This window comes from Pseudomonas fluorescens, from assembly GCF_900215245.1.
GTDB classification, from domain to species: domain Bacteria; phylum Pseudomonadota; class Gammaproteobacteria; order Pseudomonadales; family Pseudomonadaceae; genus Aquipseudomonas; species Aquipseudomonas fluorescens.
In genome coordinates, this window is the sequence record NZ_LT907842.1 from 3312249 (window position 1) to 3336963 (window position 24715).

Genomic DNA, 24715 nt, shown 5'->3' on the forward strand with positions numbered 1-24715 from the left:
TGATGAACTCCAGTCGACCCTATTTGGTCCGCGCGCTCTATGAGTGGATTGTGGACAACGATTGCACCCCGCACATGCTGGTCAACTCTGAATTTCCCAAGGTTGACGTGCCGCAGGGTTTTGCCAGTGATGGGCAGATCGTGCTGAACGTATCACCCAGTGCTGTGCGCCACCTGCACATGGACAACGAAGCGGTAAGCTTCGAAGGGCGTTTTGGCGGCGTGCCGCATACGCTGTTCGTGCCGATTGGCGCAATCCTCGGGATCTATGCCCGTGAGAATGGCCAAGGCATGGTGTTCGATCTGGAGTCGCCTTTCGAGGACGATGAAGCGATCGAAGGTGACGACGGTGACGATCTGCCACCGCCGGACTCCGAGCCTCCGCGTCCAAGCGGCCGGCCGAGCTTGAAAGTGGTGAAGTAAGCGGCGTTCACTCTCGGGTGAGCCTTAAAAATGCCTCGGCCTGTGCCGGGGCATTTTTTTGCGCGCAGGATGTGGATGAAAGTCGTGACAGAACGGTGATCGTACAACCGCCATGGGCTATGATGCGGGCTCTAGTTCGCCGAGAAAGATGGTTCATCATGGAAAACGCCAACACCGCTCCTCGTCTTCCCCGCAAGCGCCGCAGCCTTGCCCAGGAATTGGTCACGGTGTTGTCCGAGCAAATCCGCGACGGCCAACTCAAACGCGGCGATAAGTTGCCCACTGAGTCGGCAATCATGGAGGCCCATGGCGTCAGCCGCACGGTCGTGCGTGAAGCCATCTCACGTTTGCAGGCGGCGGGGCAGGTGGAAACCCGTCACGGTATCGGCACCTTTGTGTTGGACACGCCAAGCCCCAGCGGCTTCCGGATTGATCCGGCCACGGTGGTGACCTTGCGTGATGTGCTGGCGATTCTGGAGTTGCGTATCAGCCTGGAAGTGGAGTCTGCCGGCCTTGCTGCATTGCGTCGCAGCGATGCACAACTGGCGGCCATGCGTGCGGCACTCGACGCCCTGAATGAAAGCGCGGCCCACGCAGGCGATGCGGTGGCATCGGATTTTGCGTTCCACCTGGAAATTGCACTGTCCACCGGCAACCGCTACTTCACCGACATCATGACCCACCTGGGCACCAGCATCATTCCGCGTACGCGCCTGAATTCGGCGCGTCTGGCCCATGATGACCAGCAGCACTACATGGGCCGCCTGAGCCGCGAACACGAAGAAATTTATGAGGCGATTGCCCGCCAGGATTCGGACGCGGCACGGGCGGCCATGCGCTTGCACCTGACCAACAGCCGCGAGCGGCTGCGCCATGCCCATGAAGAGGCGGAGGCGCAGCGCGGTTAACCGGGCAACCGAGTGGTGTCGGGAATAAATCGATCCACGTGTGGGAGCGAGCTTGCTCGCGAATGCGGTGTGTCGGTCTGCACATGCATCAACTGAAAGAACGCCTTCGCGAGCAAGCCCGCCCCCACATTTAGATCTCCTTGGTCTGGAGTTTTGCGTCGACTTAATTAGCCGGCTGGTTGGGCTTGTAGTCCTTGAGCAGCAGGTAAGTGCTCCAACCCCACCAGTCATTGGTCCAGTGCTTGTCGTTCAGGTCATTCACGTCCTTGCGGCGCAACACCTTGTCTCCTTCCATCTTGAACAGCGGCGAGAAGTTGTTCGCCGGGTTCTGCGCGGCATTCAGGTCCGGCACATGCAGCGGTGCCTTGAAGACGGCCGGAGAGGGCGCGATGCCGCTGATGAAGGTCTCGAAGATCTCATCGGCGGACGCCTGCACCGCGCGTTTGACCATCGTCCGATTGTCCGCGTCGATGGCATCGAAATAACGCTTGTCACCATAGGCATGCCATTGATCGCCCAGGGCATTGCGCACCTTGAGCCCGAACTTGCTGTCTTCATCGTGCATGAAGCGGCTGATCAGCGAACCCAGTTCTCCTGGCGTGACCACCGCCGCCAATTGTTTGCGCGGCACCCGCAGGTGGCCGGCGGAAAACAGGTCAGTCAAAAAGTGATCAGCAAAGCTGTTCATCGCATAGGCCAATTCCAGGGCCTGGTCGGTACCGGTCTGATGGGCCACGACCGCCTGTTGCAGTGCCGCTGTGTGGCCGGCCAGGTACGCGGACAATGCCCACTCGCCAAAATGGTCAGCGTTGTCGGCGGCCAGTTTCAGGTAGCGACCCAGCGGGAGGAGGGCCGAAACCGCACTGCCGCCGCCGGTGATTCGGTTCCACTCCTCAGACAGCGTATCGCCCAATGCGTCATAGGCTTCGTGGGGTTGTTTGCCGTCCTTGATCGCCTGATTGACTGCGTTGATCTCCTTTTGCATCACCGCGAGGATCTTCTGTGCTTCCTCTCGCGAGGCCGGCAGCACCGCCAATGAGTTAAAAGCCGCGGTGAAGCGTTGCACGCGATCCGCTGCGGACGCGCCGTCGCTGATCGGCTGGCCAGGAATGCCATAGAAGTCTCCGCCTAGGGCGATCACTTGGCCGTAGGTCAGGGCCAGGCCATTGGGCAGGTGCAGTTCGACTTGCCGCGCGGGAATCGCGGGCGCGTCCTTGGCGAATCGCAACAGGGTGTCATCGCCGATAGCGGTGTGTTCACCCCCTTCGAAGCGCAGGGTAGGTGGTTTCTTTTCCGGTGCTGCTAGTTCAAGACCTGACATGTTAGCTCCTTGCTATGTCGTAGGAATCTTCCTTAATAACTGTATGTATATACAGCTGTTCGAAGCATAGAGGAATAATTTCCTACGTCAAGAACACAGGTTTAAACGCGACGCTGCAGCCATCGCCGATGAATTGCAGTTGACGAATCCTTTTATAGTTGTACGATGACGTACGACATCATCAAAACCAACAACAACCTTTCGACAGAAAGTCTTTGCCCAGGGTGTTCGAATAATGAATCCACAAGAACTGAAGTCCATCCTCTCCCACGGTCTGCTGTCTTTCCCCGTGACCGATTTCAATGCGCAGGGTGATTTCCACCCGGCGGGCTACATCAAGCGTCTGGAGTGGCTGGCCCCTTACGGCGCTACTGCCTTGTTCGCCGCCGGCGGCACCGGTGAGTTTTTCTCCCTCGCCGCGAGTGAATATTCCCAAGTGGTGAAGACCGCCGTTGATACCTGTGCCACCAGCGTGCCAATCCTCGCCGGTGTCGGCGGTGCGACTCGCCAGGCTATCGAGTACGCCCAAGAAGCCGAACGCCTTGGCGCCAAGGGCTTGTTGCTGTTGCCACACTATTTGACCGAAGCCAGCCAGGACGGCGTTGCCGCCCACGTGGAAGCAGTGTGCAAGTCGGTCAAAATTGGCGTGGTGGTTTACAACCGCAACGTCTGCCGCCTGACCGCGCCATTGCTGGAACGCCTGGCTGAACGCTGCCCGAACCTGATCGGCTACAAGGACGGCCTGGGTGATATCGAGTTGATGGTGTCGATTCGTCGTCGCCTTGGCGACCGTTTCAGCTACCTCGGCGGCCTGCCGACTGCAGAGGTTTACGCTGCTGCCTACAAGGCCCTGGGCGTGCCGGTGTACTCCTCGGCGGTGTTCAACTTCATCCCGAAAACCGCGATGGACTTCTACCACGCGATTGCCAAGGACGATCACGCCACCGTCGCCAAGATCATCGACAACTTCTTCCTGCCTTACCTCGATATCCGTAACCGTAAAGCCGGCTATGCCGTGAGCATCGTCAAGGCGGGTGCGAAAATCGCCGGCTACGACGCAGGCCCGGTGCGCACGCCGCTTACCGACCTGCTGCCGGAAGAGTACGAAGCCCTGGCCGCGCTGATCGACAAGCAAGGTCCGCAGTAACTTATCTACAAGGCCGCTGAGCAATCAGCGGCCTTTTGCGTCAGGAGAAGATTTGTGTCCCAAGCCAAACGTTTTGAAAACTACATCAACGGCGAGTGGGTGGCCGGTTCCGACTACTGCACCAACATCAACCCGTCGGAGTTGTCCGATGTCATCGGCGAATACGCCAAGGCTGACGTCGCTCAAGTCAACGCCGCCATCGACGCCGCCCGTGCCGCCTTTCCGGCCTGGTCGACTTCCGGCATCCAGGCGCGCCACGACGCCCTCGACAAAGTCGGCAGCGAAATCCTCGCCCGCCGTGAAGAACTCGGCACCCTGCTGGCTCGGGAAGAGGGCAAGACCCTGCCCGAAGCCATTGGCGAAGTGACGCGCGCCGGTAACATCTTCAAGTTTTTCGCCGGTGAATGCCTGCGCCTGTCCGGTGACTACGTGCCGTCGGTGCGCCCGGGCGTCAACGTTGAAGTGACCCGCGAAGCCCTCGGTGTGGTCGGCTTGATTACCCCGTGGAACTTCCCGATTGCGATTCCCGCCTGGAAAATCGCCCCGGCCCTGGCCTATGGCAACTGCGTGGTGATCAAGCCGGCTGAATTGGTTCCGGGTTGCGCCTGGGCCCTGGCCGAAATCATCTCCCGCGCCGGCTTCCCCGCCGGTGTGTTCAACCTGGTGATGGGCAGTGGCCGTGTGGTCGGCGACGTATTGGTCAACAGCCCGAAAGTCGACGGCATCAGCTTTACCGGTTCGGTCGGCGTGGGGCGTCAGATCGCCGTCAGCTGTGTATCGCGCCAGGCCAAAGTGCAGTTGGAAATGGGCGGTAAAAACCCGCAGATCATCCTCGATGACGCCGACCTCAAGCAGGCCGTCGAGCTGTCGGTACAGAGCGCGTTCTACTCAACCGGCCAGCGTTGCACCGCCTCAAGCCGCTTGATTGTCACTGCGGGTATCCACGACCAGTTCGTCGCGGCCATGGCCGAGCGCATGCAGTCGATCAAGGTCGGCCACGCGCTGAAAAGCGGTACCGATATTGGCCCGGTGGTCTCCCAGGCTCAGCTGGATCAGGACATGAAATACATCGACATCGGCCAAAGCGAAGGTGCGCGGCTGGTCAGCGGTGGCGGCCTGGTCACCTGCGACACCGAGGGCTACTACCTGGCGCCGACGCTGTTTGCCGACAGCGAAGCCGCCATGCGGATCAGCCGCGAAGAGATCTTTGGCCCCGTGGCCAACGTGGTGCGCGTGGCGGATTACGAAGCGGCGCTGGCCATGGCCAATGACACCGAGTTCGGTTTGTCGGCGGGGATTGCCACCACCTCGCTGAAGTACGCCAACCACTTCAAGCGCCACTCCCAGGCCGGGATGGTGATGGTCAACCTGCCGACCGCCGGTGTGGACTACCACGTGCCGTTCGGTGGGCGTAAGGGTTCATCCTATGGTTCGCGTGAGCAAGGTCGCTATGCGCAAGAGTTCTACACCGTGGTGAAAACCAGCTACATCGGTTCGTAACACGCAACGCCCGTGGGCACCGGCTTCTTCATGAAGCGGTGCTCACACACAACAAGACAATGACCCGCAAAAAAAATAATTAGTGGGAGTACCTCTTCATGCAAGCGACCAAGCCGACCCACGTCCGCTATTTGATCCTGCTCATGCTGTTCCTGGTGACCACGATCAACTACGCCGACCGGGCTACTATCGCCATCGCCGGCTCCAGCCTGCAAAAAGACCTCGGTATCGACGCGGTCACCCTCGGTTACATCTTCTCCGCATTCGGTTGGGCCTACGTCGCCGGGCAAATCCCCGGTGGCTGGTTGCTGGACCGGTTCGGTTCGAAAAAAATCTATGCCCTGAGCATCTTCACCTGGTCGCTGTTCACCGTGCTGCAAGGTTATGTCGGTGAGTTCGGTGTCTCGACTGCCATCGTCGCGCTGTTCATGTTGCGCTTTCTGGTGGGCCTGGCTGAAGCACCCTCGTTTCCCGGAAATGCCCGTATTGTTGCGGCGTGGTTTCCTACGGCTGAGCGCGGCACTGCATCGGCGATCTTCAACTCGGCGCAATACTTCGCCACGGTGCTGTTTGCACCGTTGATGGGTTGGATCGTCTACACCTTTGGCTGGCAGCATGTGTTTATCGTGATGGGCGGTATCGGCATCCTGTTCTCGTTGGTCTGGCTGAAAATTATCCACAGCCCGCGCCAGCATCCGATGATCAACGAGGCTGAGCTCAAGCATATTGCTGAGAACGGTGCGATGGTCGATATGGACCAGGACAAGGGCAAGGGTAAGAAAACTGACGGGCCAAAGTGGGATTACATCCGCCAGTTGCTGACCAACCGCATGATGCTTGGCGTGTACCTCGGCCAATATTGCATCAATGGCATCACGTACTTCTTCCTGACCTGGTTTCCGGTGTACCTGGTGCAGGACCGCGGTATGACCATTCTGAAGGCCGGTTTCATTGCTTCGCTGCCAGCGATTTGTGGTTTTATCGGTGGGGTGCTGGGCGGCGTGATCTCCGACTACCTGCTGCGCAAGGGCCATTCGCTGACGTTTGCGCGCAAGGCGCCGATCATCGGTGGGTTGCTGATTTCCAGCAGCATCGTGGCCTGCAACTATGTCGACATCGAGTGGATGGTCGTGGGTTTTATGGCGTTGGCCTTCTTCGGCAAGGGCGTTGGCGCACTGGGTTGGGCGGTGGTGTCCGACACCTCGCCGAAACAAATCGCCGGCCTCAGTGGCGGCTTGTTCAACATGTTTGGCAACCTGGCGTCGATCAGTACGCCTATCGTGATCGGCTACATCATCAGCACCACCGGCTCGTTCAAGTGGGCGCTGGTGTTCGTCGGCGCCAACGCCTTGGTGGCGGTGTTCAGTTACCTGGTGATTGTCGGCCCGATCAAGCGTGTGGTGCTCAAAGAGCCACCCAGCAAAGGGCCTGAACTGACTAAATTCACCGAAGCGCACTCTTGAGGGGCGATGTAATGCAGTTGATTGAACATGCCGACTCGCCGCGCTCGATCCGTTTGCACGAGCGTGACAACGTGGTGATCGTGGTCAACGACCAGGGCGTACCGGCCGGGACCGAGTTTCCGGACGGCCTGGTGACCGTGGATTTCATCCCGCAGAGCCACAAGGTGACGCTGGAAGATATCCCTGAGGGCGGTCAGATTATTCGCTATGGCCAGACCATCGGTTACGCCCTGGCGCCGATTCCGCGGGGCAGTTGGGTGCAGGAAGACCAACTGCGCATGCCCACCGCGCCACCGCTGGACAGCTTGCCGCTGTCCACTGAAGTGCCTGACACCCAGGCGCCATTGGAAGGCTTTACCTTCGAGGGCTATCGCAACGCCGACGGCACCGTGGGCACACGCAATATTCTCGGTATCACCACCACCGTGCAGTGCGTTACCGGCGTGCTGGACCATGCGGTCAAGCGTATCAAGGACGAATTGCTGCCCAAGTACCCGAACGTCGATGACGTGGTGGCGCTGACCCACAGTTACGGCTGCGGCGTGGCGATCACCGCAACGGATGCGTATATCCCGATCCGCACTGTGCGCAACCTGGCGCGTAATCCGAACCTGGGGGGCGAGGCTTTGGTCATCAGCCTGGGCTGCGAGAAATTGCAGGCCGGGCAGGTGATGCACGACAACGACAGCTCGGTCGACCTTAGCGAGCCCTGGCTGTATCGGCTGCAGGATTCCAGCCACGGCTTTACCGAGATGATCGAGCAGATCATGGCGCTGGCCGAGGTCCGTTTGAAAAAACTCGACCAGCGCCGCCGTGAAACCGTGCCTGCGTCGGAACTGATCCTGGGCATGCAATGTGGTGGCAGCGATGCGTTTTCCGGCATCACTGCCAACCCGGCGTTGGGGTATGCCTCGGATCTGCTGCTGCGGGCCGGGGCGACCGTGATGTTTTCCGAAGTGACTGAAGTGCGTGATGCGATATATCTGCTGACGTCCCGTGCTGAAAGCAAAGAAGTTGCCCAGGCGCTTGTAAGAGAAATGGACTGGTACGACCGTTACCTGGCCAAGGGCGAGGCGGACCGCAGTGCCAACACCACGCCGGGCAACAAAAAGGGTGGCTTGTCGAATATCGTCGAGAAGTCCTTGGGCTCCATCGTCAAATCCGGCAGCAGCGCGATCAATGGCGTGCTCGGCCCGGGCGAGCGGTTCAACGGCAAGGGCCTGATTTTTTGCGCGACGCCGGCCAGTGACTTTGTGTGCGGCACCTTGCAACTGGCGGCCGGGATGAACCTGCATGTGTTCACCACCGGGCGTGGCACGCCTTACGGGCTGGCGATGGCGCCGGTGGTGAAGGTCTCGACGCGTACGGAATTGGCTCAGCGCTGGCCGGACCTGATCGATATTGACGCCGGGCGCATTGCCACCGGGCGTGCGACGATCGAGGAGTTGGGATGGGAGTTGTTCCACTTCTACCTGGACGTGGCCAGCGGCAAGAAGCAGACGTGGGCCGAGCAGCACAAGCTGCATAACGACATTACGTTGTTCAACCCGGCGCCCATTACCTGAGACCGAGTCGCCTGAACTCGCGAGCAAGTCCGCTCCCACCTTTGGCCGAATTCCAGCATGAGAATGCAGCCAAGGGTGGAAGTGGGCTCGCGCGCGAAGGTGGCCTACCAGACGCCGCACGGCCGCATGGCTTATCATTGGCCCTCTGATGACGCTCACCAAGGTTCTCCCCGGCATGCTGGCAATCTTCCTCACCACCCTCACCATCACCGCGCCGGTGTTTGCCATGCTGTTCCTCGGTGTGCTGCTCAAGCGCATCAACTGGATCAACGACAACTTTATCCACACCGCCTCGTCCCTGGTATTCAACGTCACCATGCCGGCGCTGTTGTTCCTGGGCATCCTGCATGCCGACCTGCACTCGGCGCTCAAGCCAGGTTTGCTGATCTACTTTGCCGTCGCCACACTGCTGAGCTTTGCCCTGGCCTGGGGCTGGGCGATCTTGCGTTGCCCGCGTGAAGACCGTGGCATCTACACCCAGGGCGCGTTTCGCGGCAATAACGGCGTGATCGGCCTGGCGCTGGCGGCCAGCATGTACGGTGACTACGGCATTTCCCTTGGCGCGATCCTCGCGGCACTGGTGATTCTGTTCTACAACACGCTGTCGACCATCGTGCTGGCGGTGTACAGCCCGGTGATCAAGTCCGACCCCTGGAGCATCTTCAAAAGCGTGGTGGCCAACCCGCTGATCATCAGCGTGATTGCGGCTGCGCCGTTCGCTATTTTCAAGATCGGCTTGCCTGGCTGGCTGGAGTCGTCCGGCCAGTACCTGGCGGACATGACCCTGCCGCTGGCACTGATCTGCATCGGCGGCACCCTGTCGCTGGCAGCCCTGCGGAAAAGCGGGAGCATGGCCTTGAGTGCCAGCCTGGTGAAGATGATCGGCCTGCCGCTGGCGGCGACGCTTGGCGCCTGGCTGCTAGGCTTTCGCGGGCCGGAACTGGGGATTCTGTTTTTGTATTTCGGCGCGCCGACTGCGGCGGCGAGTTTCGTCATGGCCAGGGCGGCCGAGGGTAATCATGAACTGGCGGCGGCGATTATTGTGATCACCACGCTGATGGCGGCGGTGACCACCAATATCGGAATTTTCGTGTTGCAGGCGGGGGGTTGGATCTAAACGTTGCGGTGTGTCTGAGGGCCATTCGCGAGCAAGCCCGCTGCCACATTTGGCCGTGTTCCAACCTGAGAATGCAGTCAAATGTGGCAGTAGGCTTGCTCGCGAAAGCTATCTGACCGTCACTGCTGATCTGCCTGATACGCCTCAATCACTTCCTGCGCCGCGCGAAACGCGTCAATCGCCGCTGGCACACCCGCATACACCGCGCAATGCAGCAGTGCTTCGCGAATCTCTTCCACCGTGCAGCCATTGTTCAGCGCACCACGTACGTGGCCCTTGAGCTCTTGCGGGCATTTGAGCGCCGTGAGGGCGGCGAGGGTGATCAGGCTGCGCGTCTTCAATGGCAGACCTTCGCGGTTCCACACGCTGCCCCAGGCATGTTCGTTGACGAAATCCTGCAGCGGCTGGGTGAACTCGGTGGCATTGCCCAGGGCGCGATCGACGAACACATCGCCCATTACCTGACGACGCATTTCAACCCCGGGCTTTTTCTGATCGGTCATTGCGATTCCCTCTTGTGTTGGCGGCGCCAGGCTCGCAGCGTGCTGAGTATCAGAAAAACCACCAGCGCCGGCAGGATGTAATACAGCATCAAGTGTTCAAGCTTGGTGGCCAGGGGCGTGCCGAACGTGAACGACACCACGTGCAGCCCGTACACCAGGTACAGACCCAGAAACACCAGGCCTTCGGCGCGCGTGACGCGATAGCCGGTGTAGAACACCGGCAGGCACAGCACCACCACGCCGAGCATCACCGGCAGGTCGAAGTCCAGGGCGTTGGGCGACACCGACAGTGGAGAGGGCGCCACCAGGGCGGTAAACCCCAGCACGCCCAACAGATTGAACAGGCTGCTGCCGATCACATTGCCCACGGCGATCTCGCGCTGGCCGCGCAGGGCGGCAATCAGCGAGGTGGCCAGGCATGGCAGCGAGGTACTGACACCGATGAGCGTCAGGCCGATGATGCGCTCCGAGAGGCCCAAGTCGCTCGCCACATCCACGGCCGCGCCCAGCAGCAGATGCCCGGCCAGCACCAGAATCAACAGCCCGCCCAGTATCAGCAATACGCTGCTCAGCCATGGCGCCCTGGCGACGGTGTCCAATGTGCGCGGGCGGCGGGAATGGCGGGTTTGGTAGTGCAGCACGCCGAGGTAGGCCAGCAGGGCCGCGAGCAGTAACAGGCCGTCAACGGGCGTCAGCTCTTCATTGGCCGAGAGGGTAAACACCAGCAGGGCGGCGAAAATCATCACCGGAATGTCCAGGCGCACCAGTTGCCGTGATACCCGCAGGGGGATGATCAGCGCGGACAGGCCCAGGGTGACGAGGATATTGAAGATGCTGCTGCCGATCACGCTGCCCACCGCGATGTCGGTATTGCCGGCCAGGGTGGCTTGCAAACTGACGGTCATCTGCGGCGCACTGCTGCCGAAGGCGACGATGCTCAAACCGATGATCAGCGGCCGCACCTTGAGGCTGGCCGCCAGGCGCACGGCGGCGCGCACCAGGATTTCGGCGCCGATAATCAGCAACACCAAGCCGCTGATCAATTCGAGCAGGCTGAAGGGCGAAAGGGCGGTTAGTCCGAAAATGGCCAGGGCTCCTGTCAGTTGCTCAGCGCTTGCACGCGAACCCGTGCGGTTCCGCTGCCCAGCATACCGAGCTGTCCGGCAGCCTTGCGTGAAACATCAATCAGGCGGCCACGAGTATGCGGGCCGCGATCATTGATGCGCAGTACCACGGATTTGTTGTTGTCGAGATTGGTCACCTTGACCCGGGTGCCGAAAGGCAGGCGCCGATGAGCGGCGGTCAGGGCGTTCTGGTTGAAAGGTTCACCGCTGGCGGTTCGGTTGCCATGGTGCTTGGCGCCGTAATACGAAGCGGTGCCGGTTTCGTCGTAGCCGTTGGGGTCGATGAGGCCGCTGGCGCAACCGGCCAGCAGGGAGAACAGGGCCAGTAGGCCGAGTAGACGCTTCATCATCAATGCTGCCCCGTATCAAATGAGGGAGCGGGCAAGCCCGCTCCCACACGGGTCCGAGTTGGGCATGAAATCCCATTCGGACCCTTCACCGTTATCAGCCTTCGAGCTTGCTTTTGAGCAGTTCGTTCACCTGTTGCGGGTTGGCTTTGCCTTTGGAGGCTTTCATCGCTTGGCCGACAAAGAAGCCGAACATCTTGCCGCGCTTGGCTTCGTCTGCCGCACGGTATTGTTCAACTTGCTCAGCATTGGCGGCGAGCATCTCATCGAGTACGGCCGAGATCGCGCCGCTGTCGGTGACTTGCTTGAGGCCGCGCTTGTCGATGATGTCGTCGGCGCTGCCTTCGCCGCTCGCCATCGCTTCGAACACGGTCTTGGCGATTTTGCCGGAGATGGTGTTGTCCTTGATGCGCAGCAGCATGCCGCCCAGTTGCTCGGCGGTAACCGGTGCTTCGTCGATTTCCAGGCCCTGCTTGTTCAACAGGCTGCCCAGCTCAACCATGACCCAGTTGGCCGCCAGTTTGGCGTCGCCAGCAATGCTCACGACTTTTTCGAAGTAGTTGGCTTGCTCTCGGCTGGACGCCAACACGCTGGCGTCGTAGACCGACAGGCCGAACTGCTCCTGGAAGCGCTCGCGTTTTTGCTGCGGCAATTCCGGCAGGGTGGCACGGATGTCATTGAGGAACGAATCCTCAAGGACCACCGGCAACAGGTCCGGGTCGGGGAAGTAACGGTAGTCGTTGGCTTCCTCTTTGCTGCGCATGGCGCGGGTTTCATCTTTGTTCGGATCGTACAGGCGGGTTTGCTGGATTACCTTGCCGCCGTCTTCGATCAGCTCGATCTGGCGACGCACTTCACTGTTGATCGCCTTCTCGATGAAGCGGAACGAGTTGACGTTCTTGATCTCGCAGCGGGTGCCGAACTCGACCTGGCCTTTTGGACGGATCGACACGTTACAGTCGCAACGCAGCGAGCCTTCAGCCATGTTGCCGTCGCAGATGCCCAGATAACGCACCAGCGCGTGGATGGTCTTGACGTAGGCCACGGCTTCCTTGGCGCTGCGCATGTCCGGCTCGGAGACGATTTCCAGCAACGGCGTGCCGGCACGGTTCAGGTCGATGCCGGTGGCCCCTGGGAATTCTTCGTGCAGGCTCTTGCCGGCATCTTCTTCCAGGTGCGCGCGGGTCACGCCAACGCGCTTGATGGTGCCGTCTTCCAGCGGGATGTCCAGGTGGCCCTTGCCGACGATCGGCAGCTCCATCTGGCTGATCTGGTAGCCCTTGGGCAGGTCCGGGTAGAAGTAGTTCTTGCGCGCGAACACGTTGTGCTGGCCGATCTCGGCGTCAATCGCCAGGCCGAACATCACCGCCATGCGCACCGCTTCCTGGTTCAGCACCGGCAGTACGCCGGGCATGCCCAGGTCGACCAGGCTGGCCTGGGTGTTGGGCTCTGCGCCGAACGTGGTGGCGCTACCGGAGAAAATCTTCGATTGGGTGGCGAGCTGGGTATGAATCTCCAGCCCGATCACAACTTCCCATTGCATAGTGTGCTCCTCAGAAGCCGGTAGGGGTGCGAGTGTGCCAGTCAGTGTTCAACTGGTACTGGTGCGCCACATTGAGCAAGCGGCCTTCCTGGAAATACGGGGCGAGCAATTGCACGCCGACCGGCAGGCCATCGACGAAACCGGCAGGCATGGACAAGCCCGGCAAGCCCGCGAGGTTAGCGGTGATGGTGTACAGGTCTTCCAGGTACTCGGCGATTGGGTCGCCGGTCTTGGCGCCAATCTTCCAGGCCGGGTTCGGCGTGGTTGGGCCGAGGATCACATCAACTTCTTCAAAAGCGGCCATGAAGTCGTTCTTGATCAGGCGACGGATTTTTTGCGCCTTGAGGTAGTACGCGTCGTAGTAGCCGGCCGACAGTGCGTAGGCACCGACCATGATGCGGCGTTGTACTTCGGCACCGAAGCCTTCGCCCCGGGAGCGTTTGTACAGGTCGGTCAGGTCTTTCGGGTTTTCACAGCGGTAGCCGAAACGTACGCCGTCGAAACGCGACAGGTTGGAGGAGGCTTCAGCAGGCGCGATCACGTAGTACGCAGGAATCGCGTGCTGGTTGTTCGGCAGGCTGACTTCCTTGATCACCGCGCCGAGCTTTTCCAGCTCCTTGACACTGTTGTGCACTAGTTCGGCGATGCGCGGGTCGAGGCCGGCGCTGAAATACTCTTTCGGCACGCCGATACGCAGGCCTTTGATCGACGTATTCAGGCTGGCGCTGTAGTCCGGCACTGGCTCATCGATGCTGGTGGAGTCCTGTTTATCGAACCCGGCCATACCTTGTAACAATATTGCGCAGTCTTCGGCAGTGCGTGCCAACGGGCCGCCCTGATCCAGGCTGGAGGCGTAGGCGATCATGCCCCAGCGGGAAACACGACCGTAGGTCGGTTTAAGGCCGGTGAGGTTGGTGAACGCGGCAGGCTGACGGATCGAGCCGCCGGTGTCGGTTGCCGTGGCGGCCGGCAGAAAGCGCGCGGCAACGGCGGCAGCAGAACCACCCGACGAACCGCCGGGCACGTGTTCCAGGTTCCACGGGTTTTTCACCGCGCCGTAGTAGCTCGACTCGTTGGCCGAACCCATGGCGAATTCGTCCATGTTGGTCTTGCCCAGGGTCACGGCCCCGGCGGTAGCCAGCTTGGACACCACGGTGGCGTCGTAGGGCGCCTTGAAGTTGTCGAGCATCTTCGAGCCGCAGCTGGTGCGAATGCCCTGGGTGCAGAACAAGTCTTTGTGGGCGATCGGTGCGCCCAGCAGCGCGCCATTTTCACCGTTGGCGCGACGCACGTCGGCGGCCTTGGCCTGGCTCAAGGCCAGCTCTTCGGTGAGGCTGATGAAGCTGTTGACCTTGGGGTCGAGCTCGGCGATGCGCGCAAGCAGGGTCTTGGTCAGCTCTTCGGAAGAAAACTTTTTATCGGCGAGACCGCGGGCGATCTCGGCCAGAGTCATGTGATGCATTGCAGGCTCTTTCCCTTTAGTCGATGACTTTCGGAACCAGATACAGGCCGTTTTCGACCGCTGGCGCGATGGACTGGTAGGCCTCGCGATTATTTCGCTCGGTCACAACGTCTGCACGCAGGCGCTGGCTGGCTTCCAGTGGGTGAGCCAGGGGCTCGATGCCGTCGGTATTGACGGCCTGCATTTGGTCAGCAAGCCCGAGAATGCTGTTCAAGGCTGCGGTGGTCTGTGGAAGATCGGCTTCATTCAGGCCAAGCGAGGCCAGATGAGCGATTTTTTCCACGTCGGAGCGTTCAAGCGCCATGGGATTCTCCAGTGGAAAACAGAACGGAGGGCGTCCGTGTGTTAGATTGTCGGAACACTACCGCATTTCTACGGTCATAAGGCCGCGATTGTGGGGGTTGGTGCACAGAAAGTCGGCCAATTTAGCACATTGGCGCCTTGCCCAAAATCCCTGTCGTTGTTAGAGTTTGCCGCACTTTTTTACCCACGCGTTGCCTAGGGTCCTTTCCCCATGTTCAAGAAACTGCGTGGCATGTTTTCCAGCGATCTTTCCATTGACCTGGGCACTGCCAACACCCTTATTTACGTGCGCGAGCGCGGTATCGTTCTGAATGAGCCATCGGTTGTGGCCATTCGGACCCATGGTAATCAGAAAAGTGTCGTTGCCGTTGGCACCGAGGCCAAGCGCATGCTCGGCCGAACACCAGGCAATATCGCTGCCATTCGTCCGATGAAAGACGGCGTGATCGCCGACTTCAGCGTCTGCGAGAAGATGCTGCAGTACTTCATCAACAAAGTTCACGAAAACAGTTTTCTGCAGCCCAGCCCTCGTGTGCTGATCTGCGTTCCGTGCAAGTCCACCCAGGTGGAGCGTCGTGCCATCCGTGAATCGGCCCTTGGTGCCGGTGCTCGCGAAGTGTTCCTGATCGAAGAACCCATGGCTGCCGCTATCGGCGCCGGTTTGCCGGTTGAGGAAGCGCGCGGTTCGATGGTGGTCGATATCGGTGGTGGTACCACTGAAATCGCCCTGATTTCCCTGAACGGTGTGGTGTACGCCGAATCCGTGCGCGTAGGCGGCGACCGCTTCGACGAAGCGATCATCACTTATGTACGCCGTAACTACGGCAGCCTGATCGGTGAATCCACTGCTGAGCGCATCAAGCAGGAAATCGGCACCGCTTACCCGGGCGGCGAAGTTCGCGAAGTCGATGTTCGCGGTCGCAACCTGGCCGAAGGCGTTCCACGTGCCTTCACCCTGAACTCCAATGAAGTGCTGGAAGCTCTGCAAGAGTCCCTGGCCACTATCGTTCAGGCTGTGAAGAGCGCCCTGGAGCAATCGCCGCCGGAACTGGCTTCCGACATCGCCGAGCGTGGCCTGGTGCTGACCGGTGGTGGCGCTTTGCTGCGTGACCTCGACAAGCTGCTGGCCCAGGAAACCGGTCTGCCGGTGATTGTTGCCGAAGACCCGCTGACCTGCGTCGCTCGTGGCGGTGGCCGTGCACTGGAAATGATGGATAAACACACCATGGACCTGCTCTCCAGCGAATAAGATTGCTTGGGTGGTTCATGCTTCGCCCGCAGGCAGCACTTTGCAGTGCTGCCTGTTGGCGTTTATCTTCTTCAATCTGCATCCAGGCCGGTTTGATGCCGTATGAATAAAGAGAACATTTGCCTGGGAGGAGCGGCTTATTAAACCGCTTTTCGCCAAAGGCCCCTCATTGGGCGTGCGCTTATTGGTGCTGGTCGTGCTTTCGGTCGCGCTGATGGTGGTCGATGCCCGCTTTGCACTGCTCAAGCCCGTGCGTAGCCAGATGTCGCTGGTGTTGATGCAGACTTACTGGATCACCGACCTGCCGCAACGTCTCTACCAGGGCGTGGCCAGCCAATTCGGCAGCCGCACCGAGCTGGTCGCCGAGAACGAAAAACTCAAGACTGAAAACCTGTTGCTGCAGGGGCGCATGCAAAAGCTGGCGGCCCTCACCGAGCAGAACGTTCGGCTGCGCGAGTTGCTCAATTCGTCCGCACTGGTGAACGAAAAGGTCGAGGTCGCCGAGTTGATCGGCATGGACCCCAACCCGTTTACCCATCGCATCATCATCAACAAGGGTGAGCGCGACGGTGTGGTCCTCGGTCAGCCGGTGCTCGACGCCCGTGGCCTGATGGGCCAGGTGGTTGAACTGATGCCTTACACCTCACGGGTATTGCTGCTAACGGACACAACCCACAGCATTCCAGTACAGGTCAACCGTAATGGCTTGCGTGCGATTGCCAGCGGCACAGGCAACCCGGAGCGCCTTGAATTGCGGCATGTGGCAGACACTGCCGACATCAAGGAAGGCGACCTGCTGGTCAGCTCCGGCCTGGGTCAGCGTTTCCCGGCGGGTTACCCGGTCGCGACGGTCAAGGAAGTGATCCACGATTCCGGCCAGCCGTTTGCGATCGTCCGCGCCGTACCGACTGCCGCCCTGAACCGCAGCCGCTACCTGCTGTTGGTCTTCAGCGACAACCGTACCCCGGAAGAGCGCGTCAACGACGCCGCCCAGGCCCAGGAAGCGGAAGACAAGCAGAACGGCACTGCGCCGGTCATTCCTGCCACGGTGCCAAAACCAGCGTTCGTGGGGCCGCCTGCGCCCGCAGCCACCCCGGCAGCACCTGTGGCAACGCCGGCCAAGCCAGCAGTTCACAGCGCGCGTGCGGCCAAGCCGGTTGCAACCAAACCGCCTGTGTCGGCGCCCGCTGCCACCACCCCGGCGGCTAAACCGCCTGCCGCTGTGGCCCCGGCAACCCGTTCACCGGCCGCGGCCCCGGCAACCACGCGGCAGAGGGAGGAATAATGGCCGGTACTCATTCGCGCAATGGCTGGATCGTCTGGCTGACCTTCGCCATCGGCTTGCTGTTAAGCGTTTCGCCGCTGCCGCAATTCATGGAAATCCTGCGACCGCTCTGGCTCGCGTTGTTGCTTGCCTTCTGGTCGCTGACCCTGCCGCATAAAGTCGGGATGGTCACGGCGATGTGCCTGGGCTTGGCGGAAGACGTGCTCTATGGCACCTTGCTGGGCCAGAACGCATTGATCCTGACCCTGATTACGTTCCTGGTACTGTCACTGCAACAGCGACTGCGGATGTTCCCGATGTGGCAGCAGTGCCTGGTGATCCTGGTGATCTTCGGCCTGGCGCAGTTGGTGCAACTGTGGCTCAGCGCCTTGACCGGTAACCGTCAGCCAACCCTCGCGTTGGTGTTGCCAGCCCTGGTCAGTGCGCTGCTGTGGCCTTGGGTCAGTTTCGGTCTGCGTGGATTACGTCGTCGCTATAAAATCAATTGAATGGATTGCGAGGCTCTGCCTGGTTATCGAACCCTACAGGGAGAGTCTGGAATGAATTCGCTTTATCTGGCCTCGGGCTCCCCAAGGCGGCGTGAACTGCTGACCCAGATCGGTGTGCCATTCACCGTGGTCAGTGCCGCTATTGATGAAACTCCTCTTACAAACGAATCCGCCGTTGCCTACGTCGAGCGCCTTGCTCGGGGTAAGGCGACGGCGGGTTTTTCTGCGCTTGAACAACCCTCCGGCGTCTGTGTGCTGGGGGCCGACACTGCCGTCATCGTTGATGGTCAGATCTTGGGCAAGCCCGTGGATCAAGCGGATGCCCTGGCGATGTTGCTGGCTCTTTCCGATCGAGAACATGAAGTGCTCACCGCCATTGCCGTCACTGACGGCCAGCGCTGCGAAACTCGGTGTGTAAGCAGTCGCGTACGGTTTCGTGGGATTTGTGTCGAGGAGGCTACAACCTACTGGCACAGTGGTGAGCCACAGGACAAAGCCGGCGGCTATGCTATCCAAGGGCTGGGGTCGGTGTTCGTCGCCGGACTCAACGGCAGCTATTCCGCTGTGGTAGGCCTGCCGGTGTGCGAAACCGCGCAACTGCTTGGCCAATTCGGCATACCCTGTTGGCAAAACCTTACCGCGCGCTGAACGCCTTACTTGCGCGCCAAGCCTTAAGCGATCGGTCACTATTGTGAAAACGCCTGAACGAGACCCAGCCATGAGTGAAGAGATTCTGATCAATATCACGCCGATGGAATCGCGCGTGGCGGTGGTAGAAAACGGTGTTCTGCAAGAAGTGCACGTCGAGCGCACACAGAAGCGCGGGATCGTTGGCAACATCTATAAAGGCAAGGTTGTGCGCGTGTTGCCGGGGATGCAGGCGGCGTTCGTTGACATCGGCCTGGACCGTGCCGCTTTTATTCACGCTTCGGAAATTTCCCTGCGCGAAGGCCCTGCGGTCGAGAGCATCAGCGCGTTGGTGCATGAAGGACAGAGCCTGGTGGTGCAAGTCACCAAGGACCCTATCGGCTCCAAAGGCGCTCGCTTGACGACACAACTGTCAATTCCGTCGCGTTATCTGGTGTACATGCCGCGGACTGCCCACGTCGGCATTTCCTTGAAAATCGAAGATGAAGCCGAGCGCGAACGCCTGAAAAAGGTGGTCAGCGACTGCGTGGCCGCCGAAGGCATCAAGGAAGCCGGTGGTTTTATCTTGCGCACCGCCGCAGAAGGCGCCGGCGCCGATGAAATCCTGATGGACATCCGCTACCTGCGGCGTTTGTGGGACCAGATCGGAGCACAGATCAAAACCATCGGTGCGCCGAGCGTCATCTATGAAGACCTGGGCCTGGCCCTGCGCACGCTGCGTGACCTGGTCAGCCCGAAGATTGAGAAAATTCGCATCGACTCGCGGGAAACCTTCCAGCGCACCACGCAGTTTGTTGCCGAGCTGATGCCGGAAATTGCCGACCGCCTGGAGCACTATCCTGGTGAGCGGCCGATCTTCGACCTGTATGGCGTTGAAGACGAAATCCAGAAAGCCCTGGAGCGCAAAGTACCGCTCAAGTCCGGCGGCTATCTGGTGGTGGACCCGGCGGAAGCCATGACCACCATCGACGTCAACACCGGCGCATTTGTCGGCCATCGCAACCTTGAAGAAACCATTTTCAAGACCAACCTCGAAGCAGCCACCGCTATCGCGCGTCAGATGCGCCTGCGCAACCTGGGCGGCATCATCATCATCGACTTCATCGACATGGAAGACGAAGAACACCAGCGCCAAGTGCTGCGCACGCTCGAGAAGCAGCTTGAGCGCGATCACGCCAAGACCAATATCATCGGTATTACCGAACTGGGCCTGGTGCAGATGACCCGCAAACGCACCCGCGAAAGCCTTGAGCAAGTGCTGTGCGAACCTTGCAGCAGTTGCCAGGGGCGCGGCAAGTTGAAGACCCCGGAAACGGTTTGCTACGAGATCTTCCGGGAAATCTTACGGGAGGCGCGTGCTTACCAGGCCGAGGGTTACAGAGTGCTTGCCAACCAGAAAGTGGTCGATCGCTTGCTGGATGAGGAGTCGGGCAACGTTGCTGAACTGGAGGGGTTTATCGGACGCACGATTCGCTTTCAGGTCGAAACCATGTATTCCCAGGAACAATACGACGTGGTGCTGCTCTGATCCGCAATCGCTTTCTTTCTTCGAGACCGGCAGACCTTGATCTTCCGTCCGCTAATTGCCTTGAGGGTCGCCTGACATGGAGCGTCTGAAACGCTTTTTTGCCGCTTTGACCCGTTGGAGCCTGGGCGTGTGCGCCTTACTGCTGGTATTGGCGGCGGTGTACGTGAGCCTGGGTCGTGAGTTGGTCCCGCTGGTGGCCGAATATCGCGCCGAAATCGAAGCCAAGGCTCAGGCTGCGGTGGATGTGCCCCTGCAAATCGGCAGCCTGGAAGGGCGCTGGAGCGGCTTTGCGCCAGTATTGCTGGCCCATGACGTGATGGTCGGTGAAGGCAACAGCGCCTTGCGCCTGGATCAGGTCGAAGTGGTGCCGGATATCTGGGCCAGCCTCATGGCCCGTGAAGTGCGTATTGCTCATCTGGAAGTCAGCGGGTTGCAGTTGAGCGTCAAGGAAGACAAGGACGGCCACTGGGCACTTCAAGGTCTGCCGGTGCAGGACGACCAGCCGTTGGACCCGGAGCAGTTGCTGACACGCATGCAGATCGTCAAGCGTGTGTCGTTGCTGGACAGCCAGGTCACCCTGCAACCGTTCGGCGAGGCGCCGCTGACCCTGACCTACGTGGGCCTGAGCCTGCACAGCGGTGAGGCGCGCCAACGTCTGGACGCACGCTTGACCCTGCCCGACGGCCAGCCGCTTGCCTTGAGCCTGCGTAGCCGAATTCGTGCAAGCCAATGGAAAGAGGGCGAAGTCGAGGCCTACCTCAGCCTGCCTCAAAGCGACTGGGCCAAATGGATTCCGGCCAAGCTGACCCAGCAATGGAAACTCACGCAATTGAAGGCGGGCGGGGAGTTCTGGCTGACGTGGGCCAAGGGCACCGTGCAAAGCGCTGTGGTGCGCCTCAATTCACCTCAGGTGAAGGGCAGCTACGCGGACCGTAAGCCGGTACATATCGAAAACCTCGCCCTCAACGCTTACCTGCAACGCAGTGATAGTGGCCTGAAGGTGCTGTTCGATTCGCTGGCGATGAACATCGGCGAGACCCGTTGGGAGTCGCAACTGCAATTGCAGCAAAGCCTGGCCACCGAAAAAGCACAGGAAACCTGGAAGCTTCAGGCCGATCGGTTGGACCTGACCCCGATTACGCCGTTACTGAATGCCCTGGCGCCGTTGCCGAAAGGGTTTGCCACCACCATCGAACACCTGAAAGCCACAGGCCTGTTGCGCAATGTGCTGGTGGACTTCCGCCCGCAGGACACGACCGATCAGAAAGTCAGCTTCGCCGCCAACCTTGAGCGCATCGGCTTTGATGCGTACTTCGGCGCGCCGGCCGCACGTAACGTGTCCGGCAGCATCAGCGGTGACCTTGGCCATGGCGAGTTGCGCATGGACAGCAAGGACTTTTCCCTGCACTTGTACCCGATCTTCGCCAAGCCCTGGCAGTACATGCAGGCCAACGCGCGCCTGACATGGACGCTGGATAAAGAAGGCTTCACCCTGATCGCCCCGTATATCAAGGTGCTGGGCGAAGAGGGCAAGGTCGCCGCAGACTTCTTGATTCGCCTGCATTTCGACCATGCCCAAGAAGACTATATGGACCTGCGGGTCGGCATGGTCGATGGCGATGGGCGCTTCACCTCCAAATATCTGCCGGCGGTATTGAGCCCTTCGCTGGATGAATGGTTGCGCACGGCGATTCTCAAAGGTGCGGTGGATCAAGGTTTCTTCCAGTACCAGGGGTCGTTGAACCACGACGCGCTGCCCGCTGCGCGCAATATCAGCCTGTTCTTCAAGGTGCATGACGCCGAACTGGCATTCCAGCCGGGTTGGCCGCATGTGAGCAAAGTGAATGGCGAAGTGTTTGTCGAGGAGAGCGGTGTGCGTATCCTGGCCAGCAAGGGCCAGTTGCTCGACACCAAGGTCAAGGACGTCTATGTCAACATCCCACACGCGCCGGCCGGCAAGGACAGCCATCTGCTGATCACCGGAGGGTTTGCGGGTGGTTTGGGCGATGGCCTGAAAATCCTTCAGGACGCGCCGATAGGCACTGGCTCGACCTTCGCCGGTTGGAAAGGCGAGGGTGACCTGCAAGGCAAGCTGGATCTGGACATTCCTTTGGCCAAGGGCACCGAGCCCACTATTGTCGTGGACTTTCAGACTGACAAGGCTCGCTTGCAATTGGCGGAGCCGACTCTGGATCTGACCCAGCTCAAGGGCGATTTCCGCTTCGACAGCGCCAAGGGCCTGAGCGGCCAGAACATCTCGGCCAAGGCGTTCGATCGCCCCATCACTGCGCAGATCCTCGCCGACGGCAAGCCAGGTAGTCTCAGTACGCGGGTCATTGCCAAGGGCCAGGTCACGGTCAAGCGGCTGACGGACTGGTTGAAAATCAGCCAGCCGTTGCCGGTGTCCGGTGATATCCCTTACCAATTACAAGTGACCCTGGACGGCGCGGACAGCCAACTGATGGTCAGCTCCACTATGAAAGGCGTGGCGGTGGACCTGCCGGCGCCTTTTGGCATGCCCGCCAGCCAAGGCCGCGACAGCGTGTTCCGCATGACCTTGCAGGGCGCCGAGCGGCGTTACTGGTTCAGTTACGGCGAGCTGGCGAGTTTTACCTTTGCAGCGCCGGCGGACAAATTCAATGACGGCCGCGGGGAGCTGTTCCTCGGCAATGGTGATGCCGTGCTGCCTGCTGCCAAAGGCTTGCGGATTCGCGGTGTGCTTTCTGAGCTGGATATCGACCCGTGGAAAAAACTGGTCGACCGCTACGCGGGTAATGACCCCGGCGGGAGCGCCAAGCAACTGCTCAGTGGTGCGGACTTTAAGGTGGGCAAGCTGACCGGCTTTGGTACTCAGTTTGACCAAGTCACCTTGCAGCTTGACCGCAAGCCGACAGCCTGGGGTTTGCAGCTTGACAGTCAGCAGGCCAAAGGCACGGTAAATTTGCCGGACGCCAAAGGCGCGCCCATTGCGATCAATCTGCAGTATGTGAAATTACCGGCCGTAGACCCCACCGTTCAGGCGGACGAAAATGCGCCGGATCCATTGGCGGATATTGATCCCAAAGAGATTCCGGCACTCGATATCGCTATCAACCAACTGTTCCAGGGGCCTGACCTGGTGGGCGCCTGGTCGCTGAAGATTCGACCGACCGCCAAAGGCCTGGCCTTCAACAACCTGGACTTGGGCCTCAAGGGAATGCAGCTCAAAGGCGCCGGTGGCTGGGAGGGTGCGCCCGGTGCGAGCAGCAGTTGGTACAGGGGCCGCCTGGATGGCAAGAACATCGCCGATGTGCTCAAGGGCTGGGGCTTTGCGCCGACGGTAACCAGCGATGACTTCCACCTGGACGTGGATGGTCGTTGGCCGGGTTCGCCGGCGTGGGTCGGGCCCAAGCGTTTCTCCGGTAGCCTGGATGCCGCGTTCCGCAAAGGTCAGTTCGTTGAAGTGGAAGGTGGCGCCCAGGCCCTGCGGGTGTTTGGGTTGCTGAACTTCAACTCCATTGGCCGCCGTTTGCGCCTGGACTTTTCCGACTTGCTCGGCAAAGGCTTGAGTTATGACCGGGTCAAAGGTTTGCTGGCCGCCAGTGATGGTGTGTTTGTGACCCGTGAGCCGATCACCATGACGGGGCCTTCTACCAACCTGGAGCTCAATGGCACCCTGGATCTGGTGGCTGACCGTGTCGACGCCAAATTGCTGGTCACATTGCCGGTCACCAATAACCTGCCGATTGCCGCGCTGATCGTGGGGGCGCCGGCCATTGGTGGCGCATTGTTCCTGATCGACAAGCTGATCGGTGATCGTGTTTCGCGCTTCGCCAGTGTGCAATACAAAGTGGAAGGCCCTTGGAAGGATCCAAAAATCACCTTCGACAAGCCATTTGAAAAGCCAAACTGAGAGGCTCTGGAGTAGCATGGCCGCATGCCTTTTACGGAGTGTCGGCCTATGTCCTTTGCGGTAATTCAAATGGTCAGCCAGAGTGATGTGCTGGCCAACCTGGCACAGGCCCGACGCCTGCTGGAGCAAGCGGCGGCAGGTGGTGCGAAGCTGGCAGTTCTGCCTGAGAACTTCGCGGCCATGGGGCGTCGTGATGTGGCCGATATCGGCCGCGCTGAAGCGTTGGGCGACGGCCCGATCCTGCCATGGTTGAAACAGACCGCCCGCGACCTCACCTTATGGATAGTGGCAGGCACGTTGCCGCTGCCGCCCAAGGACCAACCTGACGCCAAGTCCAACGCCTGTTCGTTGCTGATCGATGATCGGGGTGAAATCGTCGCGCGTTACGACAAGCTGCACCTGTTCGATGTGGACGTAGCAGATGCGCGAGGGCGTTATCGTGAATCCGACGACTATGCTTTCGGGAGCAATGTGGTGGTGGCGGATACACCGGTGGGCCGCTTGGGCCTGACGGTGTGTTATGACTTGCGGTTCCCGGAGCTGTACAGCGAATTGCGCGCGGCGGGAGCTGAATTGATTACCGCGCCTTCGGCCTTTACGGCGGTGACCGGTGCCGCGCATTGGGATGTGCTGATCCGTGCGCGCGCCATTGAAACCCAGTGCTACCTGCTGGCGGCCGCTCAAGGCGGTGTGCACCCAGGCCCACGGGAAACCTTTGGCCACGCAGCAATTGTCGACCCTTGGGGGCGAGTGCTGGCGCAGCAGGATCAAGGCGAGGCGGTGTTGTTGGCCGAACGCGACAGCAGTGAACAGGCGTCGATACGGGCGCGCATGCCGGTGGTCAACCATCGGCGCTTTTTCTCGCAGGGCGCGCAGCGGCCTGCTTCGGAACGATGAATT

Annotated in this window: 21 protein-coding genes; 14 read left to right on the forward strand and 7 right to left on the reverse strand. The window is 60.3% G+C overall.

Going from position 1 to position 24715, the window contains the following annotated elements:
• Nucleotides 1–2: 2 nt before the first annotated feature.
• Together CPH89_RS15350 and CPH89_RS15355 are read left to right on the forward strand one after the other, a co-directional pair.
• Nucleotides 3–422, forward strand: a complete 420-nt coding sequence (locus CPH89_RS15350) for a ClpXP protease specificity-enhancing factor (protein WP_053254392.1) — start codon at nucleotides 3–5, stop codon at nucleotides 420–422.
• Nucleotides 423–580: 158 nt separating this feature from the next.
• On the forward strand, nucleotides 581–1330 hold the full coding sequence (locus tag CPH89_RS15355; RefSeq protein WP_053254393.1) for a FadR/GntR family transcriptional regulator: 750 nt from the start codon (nucleotides 581–583) through the stop codon (nucleotides 1328–1330).
• A gap of 163 nt (nucleotides 1331–1493) precedes the next feature.
• Here CPH89_RS15355 and CPH89_RS15360 read toward each other — a convergent pair whose 3' ends face one another.
• Nucleotides 1494–2651, reverse strand: a complete 1158-nt coding sequence (locus tag CPH89_RS15360; RefSeq protein WP_053254394.1) for a hypothetical protein — start codon at nucleotides 2649–2651, stop codon at nucleotides 1494–1496.
• A 235-nt stretch (nucleotides 2652–2886) separates the two neighbouring features.
• On the opposite strand from CPH89_RS15360, the gene kdgD reads away from it, so the two are divergent.
• The 5 genes from kdgD to CPH89_RS15385 all read left to right on the forward strand — a co-directional run bounded on the left by kdgD (nucleotide 2887) and on the right by CPH89_RS15385 (nucleotide 9443).
• A complete protein-coding gene (gene kdgD / locus CPH89_RS15365; RefSeq protein WP_053254395.1) occupies nucleotides 2887–3798 on the forward strand; it encodes a 5-dehydro-4-deoxyglucarate dehydratase in 912 nt (303 codons plus the stop codon).
• Nucleotides 3799–3852: 54 nt separating this feature from the next.
• Entirely contained in the window at nucleotides 3853–5298 is a 1446-nt protein-coding gene (locus tag CPH89_RS15370) for an aldehyde dehydrogenase family protein (protein ID WP_053254396.1), read from the forward strand.
• Between the two features lie 98 nt (nucleotides 5299–5396).
• Complete coding sequence (locus CPH89_RS15375) at nucleotides 5397–6761, forward strand: MFS transporter (RefSeq protein ID WP_053254397.1); 1365 nt, start codon at nucleotides 5397–5399, stop codon at nucleotides 6759–6761.
• A gap of 11 nt (nucleotides 6762–6772) precedes the next feature.
• Nucleotides 6773–8326 (forward strand): galactarate dehydratase, encoded by a 1554-nt coding sequence (gene garD, locus CPH89_RS15380; RefSeq protein WP_053254398.1) that lies wholly within the window; start codon nucleotides 6773–6775, stop codon nucleotides 8324–8326.
• Between the two features lie 175 nt (nucleotides 8327–8501).
• Complete coding sequence (locus tag CPH89_RS15385) at nucleotides 8502–9443, forward strand: AEC family transporter (RefSeq protein ID WP_053254399.1); 942 nt, start codon at nucleotides 8502–8504, stop codon at nucleotides 9441–9443.
• Nucleotides 9444–9562: 119 nt separating this feature from the next.
• Here the strand turns inward: CPH89_RS15385 and CPH89_RS15390 are convergent, their stop codons facing one another.
• The 6 genes from CPH89_RS15390 to gatC all read right to left on the reverse strand — a co-directional run bounded on the left by CPH89_RS15390 (nucleotide 9563) and on the right by gatC (nucleotide 14726).
• Nucleotides 9563–9946, reverse strand: coding sequence for a carboxymuconolactone decarboxylase family protein (locus CPH89_RS15390; RefSeq protein WP_053254400.1), 384 nt, complete (start codon nucleotides 9944–9946; stop codon nucleotides 9563–9565).
• Nucleotides 9943–10989, reverse strand: a complete 1047-nt coding sequence (locus CPH89_RS15395; RefSeq protein WP_081006330.1) for a calcium/sodium antiporter — start codon at nucleotides 10987–10989, stop codon at nucleotides 9943–9945. The genes CPH89_RS15390 and CPH89_RS15395 overlap by 4 nt, the downstream gene beginning before the upstream one ends.
• 56 nt (nucleotides 10990–11045) lie before the next feature.
• Nucleotides 11046–11417: a septal ring lytic transglycosylase RlpA family protein gene (locus tag CPH89_RS15400; RefSeq protein WP_053255340.1), complete on the reverse strand. Its 372-nt coding sequence runs from the start codon at nucleotides 11415–11417 to the stop codon at nucleotides 11046–11048.
• Nucleotides 11418–11514: 97 nt separating this feature from the next.
• Nucleotides 11515–12960 carry an Asp-tRNA(Asn)/Glu-tRNA(Gln) amidotransferase subunit GatB gene (gene gatB, locus CPH89_RS15405; RefSeq protein ID WP_053254402.1) on the reverse strand — a complete coding sequence of 482 codons (1446 nt, stop codon included), beginning with the start codon at nucleotides 12958–12960 and terminating at the stop codon, nucleotides 11515–11517.
• Between the two features lie 10 nt (nucleotides 12961–12970).
• Entirely contained in the window at nucleotides 12971–14422 is a 1452-nt protein-coding gene (gene gatA / locus CPH89_RS15410; RefSeq protein WP_053254403.1) for an Asp-tRNA(Asn)/Glu-tRNA(Gln) amidotransferase subunit GatA, read from the reverse strand.
• Nucleotides 14423–14438: 16 nt separating this feature from the next.
• The gene (gene gatC, locus CPH89_RS15415) at nucleotides 14439–14726 is read right to left on the reverse strand and encodes an Asp-tRNA(Asn)/Glu-tRNA(Gln) amidotransferase subunit GatC (RefSeq protein ID WP_053254404.1); all 288 of its coding nucleotides are present in this window, start codon (nucleotides 14724–14726) and stop codon (nucleotides 14439–14441) included.
• Between the two features lie 210 nt (nucleotides 14727–14936).
• On the opposite strand from gatC, the gene mreB reads away from it, so the two are divergent.
• The 7 genes from mreB to CPH89_RS15450 all read left to right on the forward strand — a co-directional run bounded on the left by mreB (nucleotide 14937) and on the right by CPH89_RS15450 (nucleotide 24712).
• The gene (mreB, locus tag CPH89_RS15420; RefSeq protein ID WP_002555108.1) at nucleotides 14937–15974 is read left to right on the forward strand and encodes a rod shape-determining protein MreB; all 1038 of its coding nucleotides are present in this window, start codon (nucleotides 14937–14939) and stop codon (nucleotides 15972–15974) included.
• Nucleotides 15975–16143: 169 nt separating this feature from the next.
• Nucleotides 16144–17259: a rod shape-determining protein MreC gene (gene mreC / locus CPH89_RS15425; protein WP_053254405.1), complete on the forward strand. Its 1116-nt coding sequence runs from the start codon at nucleotides 16144–16146 to the stop codon at nucleotides 17257–17259.
• Nucleotides 17259–17747: a rod shape-determining protein MreD gene (gene mreD, locus CPH89_RS15430; protein WP_017138250.1), complete on the forward strand. Its 489-nt coding sequence runs from the start codon at nucleotides 17259–17261 to the stop codon at nucleotides 17745–17747. Before mreC ends, mreD begins: the two co-directional genes overlap by 1 nt.
• Nucleotides 17748–17798: 51 nt before the next feature.
• Nucleotides 17799–18395, forward strand: coding sequence for a Maf family protein (locus tag CPH89_RS15435; RefSeq protein WP_053254406.1), 597 nt, complete (start codon nucleotides 17799–17801; stop codon nucleotides 18393–18395).
• Between the two features lie 70 nt (nucleotides 18396–18465).
• Complete coding sequence (gene rng / locus CPH89_RS15440) at nucleotides 18466–19923, forward strand: ribonuclease G (RefSeq protein ID WP_053254407.1); 1458 nt, start codon at nucleotides 18466–18468, stop codon at nucleotides 19921–19923.
• Nucleotides 19924–19999: 76 nt separating this feature from the next.
• Nucleotides 20000–23815, forward strand: a complete 3816-nt coding sequence (locus CPH89_RS15445; protein WP_053254408.1) for a YhdP family protein — start codon at nucleotides 20000–20002, stop codon at nucleotides 23813–23815.
• Nucleotides 23816–23863: 48 nt separating this feature from the next.
• Entirely contained in the window at nucleotides 23864–24712 is an 849-nt protein-coding gene (locus CPH89_RS15450; RefSeq protein WP_053254409.1) for a carbon-nitrogen hydrolase family protein, read from the forward strand.
• Nucleotides 24713–24715: the final 3 nt, after the last annotated feature.